Origin of the sequence: Parafrankia colletiae (genome assembly GCF_001854655.1) — a bacterium.
Classification (GTDB): Bacteria; Actinomycetota; Actinomycetes; order Frankiales; family Frankiaceae; genus Parafrankia; species Parafrankia colletiae.
Map to the genome: position 1 here is coordinate 1 of NZ_MBLM01000116.1, position 13,973 is coordinate 13,973.

At 71.4% G+C, this 13,973-nt stretch carries 14 protein-coding genes; 6 read left to right on the forward strand and 8 right to left on the reverse strand.

Features of this window, described 5'->3' with window-relative positions:
- Window positions 1-45: 45 nt before the first annotated feature.
- Window positions 46-216 carry a CsbD family protein gene (locus CC117_RS15575; RefSeq protein ID WP_071084778.1) on the reverse strand — a complete coding sequence of 57 codons (171 nt, stop codon included), beginning with the start codon at window positions 214-216 and terminating at the stop codon, window positions 46-48.
- Between the two features lie 188 nt (window positions 217-404).
- Here CC117_RS15575 and CC117_RS15580 point away from each other — a divergent pair, with 188 nt between their 5' ends.
- Entirely contained in the window at window positions 405-590 is a 186-nt protein-coding gene (locus CC117_RS15580; protein WP_071084780.1) for a magnesium transporter accessory protein, read from the forward strand.
- A 26-nt stretch (window positions 591-616) separates the two neighbouring features.
- On the opposite strand, the gene CC117_RS15585 is transcribed toward CC117_RS15580, so the two are convergent.
- The 4 genes from CC117_RS15585 to CC117_RS15600 all read right to left on the reverse strand — a co-directional run bounded on the left by CC117_RS15585 (window position 617) and on the right by CC117_RS15600 (window position 5,975).
- A complete protein-coding gene (locus CC117_RS15585) occupies window positions 617-2,053 on the reverse strand; it encodes a serine hydrolase domain-containing protein (RefSeq protein WP_071084864.1) in 1,437 nt (478 codons plus the stop codon).
- Window positions 2,054-2,189: 136 nt separating this feature from the next.
- Window positions 2,190-2,513: a DUF6221 family protein gene (locus tag CC117_RS15590; protein WP_071084782.1), complete on the reverse strand. Its 324-nt coding sequence runs from the start codon at window positions 2,511-2,513 to the stop codon at window positions 2,190-2,192.
- 127 nt (window positions 2,514-2,640) lie between these two features.
- On the reverse strand, window positions 2,641-3,864 hold the full coding sequence (locus tag CC117_RS15595; protein ID WP_071084784.1) for an SfnB family sulfur acquisition oxidoreductase: 1,224 nt from the start codon (window positions 3,862-3,864) through the stop codon (window positions 2,641-2,643).
- Window positions 3,865-4,424: 560 nt separating this feature from the next.
- The gene (locus CC117_RS15600; RefSeq protein ID WP_071084866.1) at window positions 4,425-5,975 is read right to left on the reverse strand and encodes a sensor histidine kinase; all 1,551 of its coding nucleotides are present in this window, start codon (window positions 5,973-5,975) and stop codon (window positions 4,425-4,427) included.
- A 455-nt stretch (window positions 5,976-6,430) separates the two neighbouring features.
- Between CC117_RS15600 and CC117_RS15605 the strand changes: the two genes are divergently transcribed.
- Both CC117_RS15605 and CC117_RS15610 read left to right on the forward strand, forming a co-directional pair.
- Window positions 6,431-6,865: a response regulator gene (locus CC117_RS15605; protein WP_071084786.1), complete on the forward strand. Its 435-nt coding sequence runs from the start codon at window positions 6,431-6,433 to the stop codon at window positions 6,863-6,865.
- Window positions 6,866-7,046: 181 nt separating this feature from the next.
- Window positions 7,047-7,778, forward strand: a complete 732-nt coding sequence (locus tag CC117_RS15610; RefSeq protein ID WP_071084788.1) for a DUF72 domain-containing protein — start codon at window positions 7,047-7,049, stop codon at window positions 7,776-7,778.
- 101 nt (window positions 7,779-7,879) lie between these two features.
- Here CC117_RS15610 and CC117_RS15615 read toward each other — a convergent pair whose 3' ends face one another.
- Window positions 7,880-8,926 (reverse strand): aldo/keto reductase, encoded by a 1,047-nt coding sequence (locus CC117_RS15615; protein WP_071084789.1) that lies wholly within the window; start codon window positions 8,924-8,926, stop codon window positions 7,880-7,882.
- A gap of 234 nt (window positions 8,927-9,160) precedes the next feature.
- Between CC117_RS15615 and CC117_RS15620 the strand changes: the two genes are divergently transcribed.
- The gene (locus CC117_RS15620) at window positions 9,161-9,883 is read left to right on the forward strand and encodes a TetR/AcrR family transcriptional regulator (RefSeq protein WP_071084868.1); all 723 of its coding nucleotides are present in this window, start codon (window positions 9,161-9,163) and stop codon (window positions 9,881-9,883) included.
- An 88-nt stretch (window positions 9,884-9,971) separates the two neighbouring features.
- Here CC117_RS15620 and CC117_RS15625 read toward each other — a convergent pair whose 3' ends face one another.
- Window positions 9,972-10,946 (reverse strand): AraC family transcriptional regulator, encoded by a 975-nt coding sequence (locus tag CC117_RS15625; RefSeq protein ID WP_071084791.1) that lies wholly within the window; start codon window positions 10,944-10,946, stop codon window positions 9,972-9,974.
- A 151-nt stretch (window positions 10,947-11,097) separates the two neighbouring features.
- Between CC117_RS15625 and CC117_RS15630 the strand changes: the two genes are divergently transcribed.
- Window positions 11,098-11,817: an SDR family NAD(P)-dependent oxidoreductase gene (locus CC117_RS15630; protein ID WP_071084793.1), complete on the forward strand. Its 720-nt coding sequence runs from the start codon at window positions 11,098-11,100 to the stop codon at window positions 11,815-11,817.
- Between the two features lie 177 nt (window positions 11,818-11,994).
- The gene (locus CC117_RS15635; RefSeq protein ID WP_071084794.1) at window positions 11,995-12,438 is read left to right on the forward strand and encodes a DUF3592 domain-containing protein; all 444 of its coding nucleotides are present in this window, start codon (window positions 11,995-11,997) and stop codon (window positions 12,436-12,438) included.
- Between the two features lie 25 nt (window positions 12,439-12,463).
- On the opposite strand, the gene CC117_RS15640 is transcribed toward CC117_RS15635, so the two are convergent.
- Window positions 12,464-13,903, reverse strand: coding sequence for a DUF1254 domain-containing protein (locus CC117_RS15640; RefSeq protein ID WP_241830134.1), 1,440 nt, complete (start codon window positions 13,901-13,903; stop codon window positions 12,464-12,466).
- Window positions 13,904-13,973: the final 70 nt, after the last annotated feature.

The following is a 13,973-nucleotide window of genomic DNA, read 5'->3' on the forward strand; positions in this document are numbered from 1 at the left end:
ACTGCCGGCAGCCGCCGCCCCTTCGGCGAAGCTTCGTCGTTCTGGTCAGCGCCTGGTGTTCTTGAGGTTCTCGCCCGCCTGCTTCAGGTCTCCGCCGATTTTCTCCGCGGCGCCCCGGGCTTCCATCTCCCGGTCGCCGCTGACCCGGCCCGCAGTTCGCCTGCTGCGCCCCGTGAAGCGCTGCAGGGCATTCCTCGCCTTGTCGACCATGCTCATCGGAAACTCCTCTGTCGGTGCCCACGGGGATGCGGACGCTGTGCGGCTATACCCGGCCTCGGCACCGTCACCCGCGCGGGCCGCACAGCGGTGCGTGGCGCGGCAGCGCGGCTGCCGGCGGGCGAGGCCAGCCGTCCCGACTCGGATTCCGGCTGTTATGACCCGCGTTTGCGGGGTAGATCGTCGACATGAATGATCTGGGTGTAGTTGGTGCCCTTGCCGCGATCACGCTTATCGTGATCGGAGTTCTTCTTGCTTTCACCACCGCCATTTCCTGGGACACGCCGACCACATTCGGTGTCTTCGGGATCCTGCTCGGTGCGGTCGGTCTTTTCGGCGGAGGCATCGGATCGCTGATCCGTCGCCGCGCCTGACACCTCGGAGGCGTCGAACCCGCGCGTCAGTACGTCTGCCAGCCGCCCGGGTCCACCCCGCCGGGGGTGTCCGAGGCTGGGTCGTAGGGCGCGCGGGTGAAGACGAAGGTGCCGATGTCCAGCTGGGAGGCGGTGCCGTCCGGCGTCCGGACGACGCGCAGCGTCTCGCCCGCGTAGTAGTCGTCCAGCCCGGTCCAGGTGCCGTCCGGTTCGGCGCGGAAGCGGGCGCCGCGGCCAGTCCCGCCCTGGGGTACGAGCTCGAGTCCACGGTCAGCGCGCAGGTGCAGCAGGTGTGGCGCCGGCCCCCAGTGCCACAGGCCGGTGAGCGCGAGAAGCTCGGGATCAGCCGCCGCGAGTGGTCGCCAGGGCTCCGGGATCCGCGGTTCGTGCTCGGCGACGATCCGGATCAGATCCGCGGCGATCAGCGCGACCTCCGGGCCGGCAGTCGCGTTCGCCAGGACGACGGCGGCGAGGTCGTCCCGCGGGCTCACCAGCAGGCTGGCCAGGAAGCCCGGCATGGAGCCGTCGTGGCCGTACAGAACCTGGCCGTCCTGGCGTCGCAGGTGCAGGCCGAGCCCGTAACCGGTGGTCCAGTCGTCCGCCTCGTCCGGTCCGGACGAGGGCTGGCGCATCTCGGCGAGGGTGTCGGCGCTCAGGACGTCGTCGGCGCCGCGGGCCAGGAACGCGGCCCAACGGGAGAGGTCGGCGGCGGTCGACCAGAGCTGGCCCGCCGGCGCCATCACGCCGGTGTCCTCCAACGGCTCGGGCAGCATCACATCCGCCCACGGGTGGACGGCGAAGCCCCCGGCGTGCGGGGGCTGCGGGGTCAGCGTGGTCCGGGTGAGGCCGAGCGGCGCCAGCACCTCCTGGTGCAGCACCTCACCCCATGGCTGCCCGCGCAGCCGGCTCACCAGTGCGCCGAGCAGCGCGAAGCCAGGGTTGGAGTAGTGGAACCGGCGGCCCGCCGGATGGCGCACCGCCGGCGCGCCGAGCACGTCACCGAGCTGTGGCCGCAGCGTGCCGGGGGTGCGTTCCCACCAGGGCCCGGGCGGCTCGGACGCGAGACCCGAGGTGTGGCCGAGCAGCTGGGCGATCGTGAGCGACCCGACCCCGACCCCGGCACCCGTCCCGGCCTCGGCTCCGGCCGTGGCCGGGACGGTGGCGGTGGCGGTGGCGGGCAGGTGACGCTCCAGCGGGTCGGCCAGGTCCAGCGCACCCTCGTCACGCAGGCGCATGACCTGCACCGCGACGAAGGTCTTGGTGATCGAACCGATTCGGTACTGGACGTCGGCGTCGGGGCTGTGCCCGTCGATCATGCTCCTGCCGTCAGCCCAGACCAGCTCGCCGCCCCGCGCGACCGCGCCGACCAGCGAAGGCGTGCGCCCCGCCGCCTGCCCGACGGCCAGCCGGTGCAGCAGCGCCCGGCGGGTGCCCGGCAGAAGCTCCTCAGGAGGCACCGTCATCGCCCGCTCGCTGACCATCCCCGCAGGATCTTCTCATCGGCCGACAGCTGCCACTGCTTTTCCCCCGCACCCGCCACCGGACGCGGGCCGGCATCGGGCGCCGGCAGCATCGGACCGGGTCGGTTTCCGGACGGCCTCAGTGCTGGTCCGGGTCGAGGCCGAGCATCCGCGCGGTGGCGCGCAGGGTGGCGCAGACCTGGCCGTCAGGGACGCTCCAGGGCCCGTTGTCGCCCTCGCAGTCATGCCGGTAGCCGTGCAGCTCGGTGATCTCCCGCAGGCCGGCGCAGAACGCGAGCACGGTAGCCGGGTTCCACCGGGCGACGTGCTCGGCGGTCGGGAGCGCGACCCCCGTCATACCCGCGACCTGCCGGGCGTTCCAGATGGACGGTCCGGGAACGGCACGCGCGATCTGCTCGAGCCGGTCGATGCCGTCGATGATGCGGGCCCGAAGGTGAGGCACGGTCTCCCCGGTTGCCGGTCGGTGGGGCCAACGCCGAGCCGCTGGCCGGGCCGGCGGCCGCGCCGGAGAGCCTGGCCGCGCCGTTGGGTGGCCGGGGCTGTTCAGCCGTCCGCAGGACCGGGTCCGCTCAGAGCTGACCGTGGTTGGGTGGGAGCACGCCGTTGAGCACGTGATTGCCGATGTGATGGTATTTCCAGTCGGCGGGGTCGTGGCTCGCGTGGGTACGGGCGTTACGCCAGTGCCGGCTGAGATCGTGGCGTTCGTCGGTGGCGCTGGCGCCGGTGAGGGCGAACAGGTCACTGGCCACCTCGGTGGCGATGTCGCAGGCGAACGCCTTCGCCTGGGCCACGGCGAGGGAGCCGCGGGCGGCCTGGTCGGCGTCCGCCGGGCGCCTCCCGACGTCCTGGAGTTCGCCCGCGGCCCAGCGCAGGAGCTGTTCGGCGGCGCGGACCCGGGTGACGAGCCGGCCGTGGCGCAGGATGGTGTGCGGGTCCTGGCCGGCCGAGTCGGCCCACCCGCCGCGCGCCGCCTCGAAGAACGGCCGTGCGCGGGTGCGCACGAACTCCGTCGCGTCGCGCAGCGCGCCACCGGCAATGCCCACCTGGATGGCGGCATGCACCAGCTGGGCCCGGGCGCCCAGCTGCTGCGGGACCTCGAAGGCGCGGTGATAGGGCACGACGAGCGCAGGGTCGACGGGGACGGCCCGCAGCGTCGTCGTGCCGCTCACCGTGGCACGCTGCCCCATAACGTCCCAGTCGGTGTCCACCTCGACGCCGGGGGCGTCCCGCTCGACGAACGCGACGACGAGACGATCCGATTCGTCCAGCGCGCTGACCGCGATCCACCGGGCGGTGATCGACCCGGTGCAGTAGTACTTCGTCCCGTCGAGGCGCAGTCCCGCGCCGTCAGCGCGCAGCCGGGTGCGCAGGTCCTGCGCGTGCCGGCCGCCGCGCTCCGCCAGCGCGTTGCCGATCCGGGCGCCGGTGAGGACGTCGGAGAACAGCCGCTGCCGCTGCGCGTCACTCCCCCACACGGCGAGGACGTCCACGAACAGGTAGTGGGCCTGCGGTGTCTGGGCGATGGCCGGGTCGACCGCGGCGATGGTGCGGACGACCTCGGCCAGGGTGACCGGTGAGACGTCCGGCCCGCCGTGCTCCGCCGGCACGGTGATCCCCAGCAGGCCGCTGCCGTCCAGAGCGGCCAGGACCGCCGCCGGCACGGCACCGGACCTGTCCCGCTCGATCACGCTGTCGGCGATCGACTCGGCGTAGCTCCGCGCCACGGCGAGCGCCGCCGCGTCCGACCCGATCACCGACGCGGCTGCCCGCATCCCACCCGACTGCCGAACCATCCCCGTCCCCTGTCCCCTGTGCCCTGCCCCTGCGTCCTGACCGGCCCGGCTGATCCGGCGTGCGGCGTGCCGTCGCCGGAACGAGCATTTCCACACTGTGCGGCCTCCGGGAGCCATCTGTCGGTCTGTGGACACGGCGGCGCTGGCAGACASCCCTGCCACAGTCCGGGTGCGGGCGGTTCCGCCGACCACCTACGTGCTTGGCCGAAGCAGCGGCATCCCATGCGCTTTCGGCCCTCCCCCGGGAAGCAGGTGATCCGTGCTATTCAGACCGGATGACATTGTTCGGACCGGGTGAGCCGCACTCGCGTCCGGGACGGAGGCAGCCGTGACGCCCACCCGGGAAACACCGACGACGCCCGTCAGATCCACGCTGGATGATGTTCGTTCCCCGGTCGGGTCTTGACGCACCATGACGGGTCAGGCTGCAACGCCCGGAGGGCTTCGACGGGCCTGGCGGCACCGGTGGGTCGAGTGGCACGGATGGTGGGAACGGCGCGAGCGGCGCGCCGGAACGGCCGCCCGCCGGCACCTGAACCCCCAGGGCCCGGTCCTTCCGGTCAGACGGCCGAGGCTGTGCCGGCTGCCGCCGCCGGGCCGGCTGCCGCCGCCGGGCCGGCTGCCGCCGCCGAGCCGCTGGCCGGGCCGGCCGCGTTCAGGGTGAAGACCACCCGGGTGCCGCCGGAGTACTCGGTGTCGAGCCAGATTCGTCCGCCGTGGTATTCGATGATCTTCTTGCACAGCGCGAGGCCGATGCCGGTGCCGGGAAACTCGTCGCGGGCGTGGAGCCGTTGGAAGATGACAAAGACACGGTCGCTGTACTGAGGATCGATACCGATGCCGTTGTCCGTCACGCTGATCTGCCACTGGTCGCCGTCCCGCACGGCACCGACATGAATGACCGGGGCTCGATCAGGGCGGCGGAACTTGACGGCATTGCCGAGCAGGTTCGTCAGCAGCATCTCCAGGTGCGAGGGATGCCCGATGACGGCCGGGAGCACGTCGTGGGAAAGCTCTGCGCCCGCCTCCTGAACGGTCAGCGCGAGGCTGTCGGTGGCACGGTCGTAGACCTGCTCGAGTTCCACGGTCTCGGCGGGCTGATCCGCGCGGCCCGCACGGGAGAACGCGAGCAGATCCTGGATGAGTCGCTGCATGCGCGTCGCGCCGTCGACGATGAAGCCGATGTACTGGTCGCCCCGCTCGTCGAGCTGGCCGGCGTAGCGGCGTTGCAGCAGCTGGCAGAAACTCGTCACCTTACGAAGCGGTTCCTGCAGGTCGTGGGAGGCGACGTAGGCGAACTGCTCGAGGTCGGTATTGGAACGACGCAGCTCGTCAGCCTGGCGATCAACTTTCAGGCGGGCCTGTTCGGACGTCGTGTAAGCCTCGGCGAGCCGGCTTCGCATCAGATCAACAGCCCAGGCAACGGTCTGGATGTCCGCAGGGCCACCGGAGCGGATCGGATGATCGAAGCTGCCGGCGGTGACCCGCTCGGCATCGCCGGCAAGCCGGGCCAGCGGCCCGGACACGGCCCGGCGCAGCCCCACGAACGCCAGCACGGCCACGACGAGGATCACGGCCGCGATCGCGGTGAAGGTCCAGTTCCGCAGGGTGCGGACAGCGACCAGGTCGGCACGCGCCTGCGCACGGGCCTCGGTCAACTGCCCGTTCAGGGTGATGCTCGCGGCGCGTAGCGCGTCGAAGGCTGCCTTGCCGGCTTCCGCCTGCGCTGTGGCGAGCGGCACGGGTCGGCCGGACGGCGCGGCCACGATCGGGTCCGCGTACCTCTCGTGCCAGCTGTCCGCCCGGGTCAGCAGCGCGTCGAGGGCGACGGTGCGCTCGTCGGCCGCGGTCAGCAGCTGGCGCAGCTCGCGCACGGCACGGTCCTGCTCCGCGACCCCGAGGCGATAGGGCTCGAGGAAGTCCGCGTGGCCGGTCATCCCGTAGCCACGCACCCCCGTCTCCTGGTTCACCAGCGAGGCGTCCAGCCGCACCGCGGCGATCAGGGCAGGGGCGCTCCGGTCGACCAGCCGCTGGTTCACCGTCGTCCCGTGGGCCAACAGCCAGGCACCGGTCAGACCGAGCACGACGAGCACCGCCAGGGTGCCTCCCACCCCGACGGTCAACCACCGGCTGGTCGTCCACCCGGTGGGCCTCCGCCGAGTGGCCAGTCCGGGCTCCGGCTCGAGTCCCGGCTTCGGCGAGGCCGCGGTTGCCCCGCTCGCCGGGCGGTCGAGCTCGTCGGAGACAGCCTCACGCGATGCCACGTTCCCTACTTTCCACCGGCCGCCCGCACCAGCCCACCGACCGGGTGGTGCGGACCCACCCGCGCCGAAACGCCGTCGCCGGCCTCGGGTGCCCGGGGACGGAGCAGCGCGACTGTGAGCCATCGCAAACTACGGCACCGACAGCCGCACGTCATGATCCCGCGCACTCCTTACGGTAAATCGTGCAGGCAGGATCGACCGCCCGCCCCTCATTGTGATCATCGTGAGGGCTTCGCGGACATGCGATGATGACGCGGCGCCCCTGACACCACCCGAGCACGGGGCCGATGGAGACCATGCTTATGACCGCTGCCGCGCCGAGCCGCCCCTACGACATCCTTCTCGCCGAGGACGATGCCGGTGATGCCCTGCTCGTCGAGGAGGCTTTTCTGTCCCGCGGGCTCGGCCAGCTCCTGCACATCGTCGGCGACGGGGTGGAGGCGTTGGAATACCTTCGGGACCCGGCCAGGCGCCGGCCCGACCTGATCATTCTTGATCTGAACATGCCACGGATGGACGGCCGCGAGACGCTGGCCGCGATCAAGGCCGACAGCTCGCTGCGGACCATTCCCGTCGTCATCCTGACGACCTCGGACGCACCTGACGACGTCGCCGGCAGCTACGAGCTCCACGCCAACGCCTACGTCTGCAAACCGACGGACCTCGACGCCTTCCTCGACACCGTCCACATCATCGACGACTTCTACCTCGGCCTGGTACGCCTGCCGCGGCCCTGACCGCGCGACCGTGCCGTGCTGGCACGCGCGCGGCGGCCTCGCCGTAGCGGCACGCACGAGCTGGCGCGACCGCCCCGCCGGCAGCCGACCGGGTCCTGGCCACTGACAGCCCCCGCGAGACGCTGACAGCGGCTGACAGCCGCTGGCGGCTCGGGAGCCTGGAGAAGGGACGGCCGTCGGCGTGGGTGCGCAGGCACACATCGGGACCTCGGGCTGGAGCTACGGCCACTGGACCGGTGTGCTGTACCCGCCAGGCACACCGAAACAGCGATGGCTGGAGATCTACGCCCAGGCCTTCGAGACCGTCGAGCTGAACGCCAGTTTCTACCGCTGGCCGTCGAACACCGCCTTCCAGCGGCTGCGCTCACGCCTACCCGAAGGGTTCCAGCTCTCCGCCAAGGCAGCCCGCGGGCTCACCCACGGGAAACGACTGCGTGAACCGGAGATCTGGGTCGAACGAACGGCCGCCGGCTGGCACGAACTGGCTGATCGACGCGCCGTCCTCCTGGTCCAGCTGGCACCCGACCACACCCGCGACGACGCACGCCTGGAGTACTTCCTCGGCCGGCTCCCGTGGTGGATGCGGGTGGCCGTCGAGTTCCGGCACCCGAGCTGGCATGACGAGGCAGTGTTCCAGATCCTGGAGCGCCATCAGACCGCATACTGCGTGATGAGCGGGGCCGACCTGCCCTGCGTTCTCCGGGCGACCGCTCCCTTCGTCTACGTCCGCCTGCACGGGCCCGACCACCGGTATCTTTACGGCGGCTCGTACGGCGACAATGACCTGCGCTGGTGGGCGGACCGGGTGGGTGAATGGCTGGACAGCGGCCACGAGACCTACGTCTACTTCAACAACGACGGCGGCGGAAACGCCGTCCACAACGCCCGCCGACTACGGGAAATCGTCGGCTGACAGATCCCACTTCCAGATAGACGCAGCACGAATAGCAACCGCACCGCACCCTCCGCCACCAGACCAAACACCACACCGGCCGGCCATGGGATCATTACGGTCTACGGCGCGGTACCGACGATGGGCGGGTTCAGGCGCGCGAAGCCAGCCTGACGGTGGTAGGGGAAATAGGGGTAGGGGGCGGTTCGCGCGGTGACTGCCTCCAGTTTCTCCAGGTGCTCCGGGGCCAGGGCCCACCCGACGGCGCCCAGGTTCTGCCGCAGCTGTGCCTCGTTCCGCGCGCCGATGATGACGGATGCGACGGTCGGCCGGGTGAGCAGCCAGTTGACGGCTATCTGCGGAATCGCCCGGCCGGTCTCCTCGGAGATCTCGGTGAGGACGTCGACGACGTCGTAGAGGTCCTCCTCGGACACCGGCGGAGCGTAGGGGGCGGTCTGGTGCAGGCGGCTTTCCGGCGGCAGCGGCTGACCGCGGCGCACCCGGCCGGTGAGCCGGCCCCACCCGAGCGGGCTCCACACGATCGCGCCGACTCCCTGGTCCAGCCCCAGCGGCATCAGCTCCCACTCGTAGTCACGACCGATCAGGGAGTAGTAGACCTGGTGGGCGATGTAGCGCGGCCACCCGTGCTGGCCGGCGACCGCCAGCGATTTCATGAGCTGCCAGCCCGCGAAGTTCGAGACCCCGACATATCTCGTCTTGCCCGCGCGCACCAGATCGTCGAGGGCCGACAGCACCTCCTCGACCGGCGTGTTCGCGTCGAAGGCGTGGAGCTGGAAGAGGTCGATGTGGTCGGTACCGAGCCGCCGCAACGCGGCCTCACAGGCCGCGATCAGCCGCGCCCGCGACGTACCGGCATCGTTCGGCCCGTCACCGAGCGGCAGGCCGGTCTTCGTAGAGACGATCACCTTCTCCCGCCTACCGCGGACCGCCTCACCAAGGATCTTTTCCGACTCGCCGTCCGAGTAGACGTCGGCGGTGTCGAACATCGTGACGCCCGCCTCGAGGCAGATGTCGACGAGGCGGCGCGCCTCGCGGGCGTCGGTGTCCCCCCAGGCCCCGAACAGCGGGCCCCTGCCGCCAAAGGTGCCGCCGCCGAAACTCAGCGCGGGGACCGTGAGCCCTGAAGCGCCCAGCCGTCTGAACTCCATCTCCGTCGCCCTCTCCACGAGATGTGGACCGCCACATCCCCCGCTGCGGGAGCAGGGAAGCCGGGTCCTCACCACCCACCGGCGTCGCCGCCCGTCGGACCGCCCGCCAGCCCCGGCTCATCGCTGAGCCATATCTTTAACGGATCGCCAGTACCATTAGGACTGCGCCAGCGTACCAGTCGAGGGCGTGTTAACGGAACTTCCATCCCCTTAGTGGCGGATCGGGCGGTGTGGATGAAGGACGGGGACGGCCCTGGCGACGGGGACCGTGACGGCGACGGCTGCGGCGTGCTGCCGGGCAGCATCCGGCCCGGCGGACGCACCGCGCGGGTACGCGCCTCGGTCCTGCGGGCCGCTGGCGATGCACTCGCCGAACACGGCTTCGCCGGCCTGGATCTCGCCGACGTGGCCAGCCGTGCCCAGGTGGGCAGGACCACCGTCTACCGGCGCTGGGGGTCGGCGGGTGCCCTGGTCGCCGACCTGCTCGTGGACATGGCCGAGCAGTCCCTGGCGCGCAGCCGGACAGGGTCCCTGCTCGGCGACCTGAAGGAGAATGCCCGGCTCGTCCAGCGCACCCTCGTCGACCCGCGGCAGGGCCCGTTGTTCCGGGCGATTCTCGCGGCCGCCGCCACCGACGACTCGACCGCGCGGGCGCTGCGCCGGTTCTACGAGATTCGTGTGGCGGAGTGGGCGGGATGCGTGGACGACGCCGTCGAGCGCGGTGAGATACCGGCGGGCACCGACGCTCGCGAGGTCGTCCGGGCCGTCTCCGCTCCGCTCTACTACCGGCTGCTCACAACCGCTGAACCGCCTGATGAGACCGCCGCGGACCGCGCCGCCGAAGGTGCTTTCGTCGCCGCCCACGCCGGCGTCTACCTGCGTGTCAGGCCCGGCGCTCCACAGTCCGGTGCGGCCGGTGACCTCGAGCCCCCCGGCGAACACGGGGTCGGCCGGTAGGCAGGACCACGCCGCGAGACCGGGACACGTTCACGGCCGACCAGCCGGCTCGTTCGGCGGCCAGCGGCCGCGTATCGTCCGCCCGCTGCTACGCGGGAGGGACCGACGCCACCTGTGCTGATGGTGGCCCGCCGACTGGTCCCTCCCGGCTCCGGGCCCGGTACCGGCCGGGAGGCAGCGAACGGTCGCGGGAGAACGCCCGGGAGAAGGCGTATTCGGAGGTGTAGCCGACAGCCCGGGCGATGGAGTCGATCGGGTCGTCGGTGTCACGCAGTCGGCGGGCGGCGAGGTCCATCCGCCAGCGGGTGAGGTAGGCGGCCGGGGTTTCGCCCACCAGTGCGGGGAACCGGCGGGCCAGCGTCGCGCGGGAGACGGCGACGTGGTCGGCCAGCGAGGTCAGGGTCCAGGTCCGGGCCGGATCGGAATGCATCGCGGTGAGGACCGCGGCGATCGTCGGATCGTTCAACGCCCGCAGCCATGACGCCGACGGCGTGGTCGGCTCGGTCCGGAGCCAGGCCCGCAGCAGCTGGATGAGGAGCACATCGACGAGGCGGTCGAGCACCGTCGCGCCGGCGACACCGCGTTCCGCGAGTTCGGCGGACAGCAGCCGGACGGTGTCCGGGAGCAGCCCGAGCCCAGGGCTCCCGGCGGGCATGTGGACGACCTCCGGCAGCAGGGTGAACAGGGGGGTGCTGATGGCGGGATCGTGGCGGTACGAGGCGCACAGGATCGTCGTCCGGACCGGACGGGGCCCGACGTCGAGACGCCCACCCGCAGCGAGAGCCCGTTTCGAAGCGGCGTGGTCGAAGGGTTCCAGGGGACCGTCCGGATCACCGGCCAGGCCGTGTTCGGACCCTCTCGGCAGGAGCACGACGTCGCCGGGCATGAGCCGTACGGCGGCCTGACCAGGCATCCGCAGCCACGCCGTGCCGGCCGTGACGGCGTGGAAGGCCGCTGCCGAGATCCGGAAAAGCCGCAGCCCCCACGGGTCGCCGGCGTGAACCGTCGCGGCCACGGTGCCTCGCACGCCGGCGACATTCAGTACCTCGACGAGCGGTTCCACATTCTCAGCCTATCGACCTCCCCTGATCGGTGATCGCACGGTCTCCGGTCAGCTGAGATGGTCGGACAAAAAATCGAGATTCCAGATCATCGACCGTCGCCAGCGTGCTTCATACGGTTGTTCCATCGAGCTTCCGAACGGAGGACAGGCCATGAATATCGAAGGCAGCGTCGCGCTGGTGACCGGCGCCAACCGGGGTCTCGGCGCCCGTCTGGTCGAGCGTCTCCTCGACGCCGGCGCACGCAGGGTCTATGCGACAGCCCGGGATCCACGCAGCGTGGCGGCGACCGTGAGCACCGACCCCCGGGTAAACGTACTGGCCCTGGATGTCACCGACCAGTCCAGTGTCGACGCCGCGGCGAAGACGGCGACGGATGTGACCATGCTGGTCAACAATGCCGGGGTACTCGGTTTCGGTGGCGCCCTCGACGGCGACCTCGACCTTTTCCAGCGGGACGTGGCGACGAACTATGTCGGCCTGCTGCGGGTGAGCCGGGCTTTTGTGCCGGTGCTGACGGCGAACGCGCCCGGCGCGATCGTCAATGTGCTGACCCTGATCGCCCTGGCGCCGGTGGGAGGCATGGCGGGCTACTGCGCCTCGAAGGCGGCCGCCCACTCGGCCACCCAGTCGATGCGGGCGGAGCTGCGTGGGCGCGGCATCGAGGTCATCGGCGCCTACCCCGGCGGTATCGACACCGACATGCTCGCCGGAGTCGATGCCGACAAGGCCGCCCCCGAGGTCGTCGCCGAGCGGATCATCACCGGCGTTGCCGCCGGAAGGACGGTGATCTGGCCGGACGACGCGTCCGCGGGTGCCGGTTCCGTCTACTCGACCGACCCTCTTGCCCTCGAGGTCATGCTCGCCGGCTGACCTACGGCGGCCCTGACGATCGCCCGCGAAGAACCCTCGGCGCTCGGCCCGGCGTCCGCCGTCGTGCACTGCGAGCCTGGTCATGGAAACCCGACCCCTCGTCAGGGCGGCGCCAGGCCTGGATGATCTGCACGTGAGCTGCCGCGGCGCACGGGGGCGTCGAGAGAGCGTCCGCCGATGAACGTCGGGACGATCGCGATGTTGGCGAGCATCAGCATGGTGTGGGCCGGGGCGCTGTTCCTCCTGGTCGGCCTCTACACGCTGCTTCGGATCATCCAGCGGATCCGGCTGCGGTTCGCCGGGAATGTCGCCGTCGCCACGATCGTCGACGTCGAGGTGATCGAACGCGGCGTCGACGACGGCGGCCCGATCTACACCCCGATCGTCGACTACACGACGCGGGCCGGAGAACGGATCCGCAGCGCGACGCTGCGAGACCCTGACCTGTCCTTTCCCGGCATCGGCGCCACGGTCAGGGTGGTGTACCGACCGCACGACCCGACCTGGGTGACGAGGACGGACTGGTTCGGCGCGGTTCTGTCGGCGATCTTCCTGCTTCCGGTCTACCTCACCGCCGGCCCCTTCTGCCTCTACTTCGGCATCAAGATGCTCACTTCATAATCCGTGATGCGCATAGGCGGCGGCGTCAGGAGATCTTCTCGATGGCGGGCGGATGCCAGCGGTTGGCCAGCGCGGACTCTGTCGGGACGTACGCACGGATCATCAGGTTGAACGGTCCGTCCGGCGCGGGCAGCCAGTTACTCAGGTGCCCTTCCGGTGCGGTCGCCGAGAGGTAGAGGTCGATGGAGCCGTCCGGGTTCACCGCGAGATCACTGCGGTCTCCCAGCGCGTACCGCCGCAGCGGATTCGGCACCAGGAACATTTCCTCGTCGTACATCGTCACCGACCAGAATCCGGCGGCCTCGACCGGCGGCAGCTCGCCGGCGGCGATATGCATCCGGTAGGTGTGCCCGCCGGTCAGCGGCTCACCGTCGGCGTCCGGGCCGGACCAGTAGTACAGCGCCTCCTGCGGCACGTTCGCCCCGAGACCGACCACGGCGACCGCCGAGCGCAGCAGATAGTCGGTGCCGTAGACGCCGCCGTTGAAACTCCCCAGCCAGGTACCGGATGGAACGAGGACGTCCTCGGCGGCGGCCTGGACCTCGGTCTCCCCGGCCGTGACCCCCGCGGCCAGCGCCGCGACCGTCGCCGGGTCACCCGTCGACGGCGTCGAGCCCGGGACGACCCCGATGCTCGCGAGTGAGGCGAGCGCGGGGCCGTCCGCGGCCGGCGGCGGGTCGGCGGCGAGCACCGCGGCCAGCTCGTCGAAGAACGCCGCACCGGCGTCGCCGGGGGTCTGCGGGTCGGGCGGGTTCGCGCAGTCGACCGCCGGCAGCGCGGGCGGCACCGGCCCGGTCACACCGAGGCCGGTCGCCGCCACGGTGTACTGGCGCTGCACCGCACGTGCGGCGGGCAGGTCGCCGTCACCGTTCACCAGGGTCCGGCCGAGAGCCCAGACGTCCCAGCTCGGTGCGGCGATCGTGGTGGTGCCGGCCGGCACCGTCCCGCTCCATCCCGGCGGGGTGATCAGGTAGGCGCCGGGCTGCGAGCCGTTGAGCCGGGTGCCGACGTTGGCGAAGACGTTCGAGTAGATGTCCAGCATCTCGAACACGACGTAGCGGTCGGCGGTGTCGGGCAACGCCAGTCGCACCGGCCCGCCGCGCAGGTCCAGCCAGGCGACCGAGTAGAGGGTGTCGACGTTCGGCGCCACCACACTGCGGCTTGCCGGCGTGGACAGGACAGGCACGTTGAGCAGGCTGTTCGTGCCGCCCTTGCAGACGTGGCCGGCCCGGGTGCGGGCCATGGCCACCGGGCTGTAGCCGTACACGTAGCCGTCCGCGGCGATCTCCTCCGCCGAGCCCGCCGCCGGCGCGACCGCCAACCCGGGCGACCCCGGCGACGCTCCGGCCGACACGGCCGTGGCAGACGCGGCCACCACGCCCGTCATCGCCAGGGCGACGACACCCGCGCGACGCGCCCGCCGCGACGCCCGGCTCCGCGCCCGAGCCCGCCTGTGGTCCGGCATCCCGCGCTCCCGTCCTCGGCGACATCGACACCGTCAGTGTCCGGCCCGAACGTGTGAGAGGCATGTGCGC

Excerpts from the sequence above, each read along its gene's own strand:
- CC117_RS15575 (WP_071084778.1), bottom strand. The coding sequence starts at position 216 with ATGAGCATGGTCGACAAGGCGAGGAATGCCCTGCAGCGCTTCACGGGG.
- CC117_RS15580 (WP_071084780.1), top strand. The coding sequence starts at position 405 with ATGAATGATCTGGGTGTAGTTGGTGCCCTTGCCGCGATCACGCTTATC.
- CC117_RS15585 (WP_071084864.1), bottom strand. The coding sequence starts at position 2,053 with ATGACGGTGCCTCCTGAGGAGCTTCTGCCGGGCACCCGCCGGGCGCTG.
- CC117_RS15595 (WP_071084784.1), bottom strand. The coding sequence starts at position 3,864 with ATGGTTCGGCAGTCGGGTGGGATGCGGGCAGCCGCGTCGGTGATCGGG.
- CC117_RS15605 (WP_071084786.1), top strand. The coding sequence starts at position 6,431 with ATGACCGCTGCCGCGCCGAGCCGCCCCTACGACATCCTTCTCGCCGAG.
- CC117_RS15615 (WP_071084789.1), bottom strand. The coding sequence starts at position 8,926 with ATGGAGTTCAGACGGCTGGGCGCTTCAGGGCTCACGGTCCCCGCGCTG.
- CC117_RS15620 (WP_071084868.1), top strand. The coding sequence starts at position 9,161 with ATGAAGGACGGGGACGGCCCTGGCGACGGGGACCGTGACGGCGACGGC.
- CC117_RS15630 (WP_071084793.1), top strand. The coding sequence starts at position 11,098 with ATGAATATCGAAGGCAGCGTCGCGCTGGTGACCGGCGCCAACCGGGGT.
- CC117_RS15635 (WP_071084794.1), top strand. The coding sequence starts at position 11,995 with ATGAACGTCGGGACGATCGCGATGTTGGCGAGCATCAGCATGGTGTGG.
- CC117_RS15640 (WP_241830134.1), bottom strand. The coding sequence starts at position 13,903 with ATGCCGGACCACAGGCGGGCTCGGGCGCGGAGCCGGGCGTCGCGGCGG.